Below are 357 nucleotides of genomic sequence, written 5' to 3'. Positions count from 1 at the left end.
TAAACTTAGAAAACAGTAAGCTATTAGAGCTTGAACTATAGGTATTAATATGAAGGGTACCATCATGAATGGATTCAACATAATCGGAACACCGAAAATAACAAGTTCATTAATATTAAACATGCCAAATAAAAGTGATATCGAACCTAATGCTTTATACCTATAGTTCCAACACAAAATCATACAGATGACGAGACTCAACGTACTCCCCGAACCGCCCAGAGCAGAATACTGGTCAAGAAAACTAGTCAATACTAATGATCCTTGCGGTGCATATAGTTCATATTCCCCAATGAAATTTGCTCCATTAATTCCAAAAAACCAAGTAATATTTTTAAAAAATAGATATAAGGCCTG

The 357-nt window shown here is 33.9% G+C and carries 1 protein-coding gene; it reads right to left on the bottom strand.

Going from position 1 to position 357, the window contains the following annotated elements; translation table 11 throughout:
- The coding region (locus BCT81_RS05260; RefSeq protein WP_133152563.1) for a PTS transporter subunit EIIC at positions 1-357 on the bottom strand (357 nt) is incomplete at both ends.

This window comes from Vibrio sp. 10N.261.52.A1, from assembly GCF_002876325.1.
Classification (GTDB): Bacteria; Pseudomonadota; Gammaproteobacteria; order Enterobacterales; family Vibrionaceae; genus Vibrio; species Vibrio chagasii.
The sequence above is the reverse complement of the archived record's forward strand: the minus strand, read 5'-3'. Positions and strand labels throughout refer to the sequence as shown.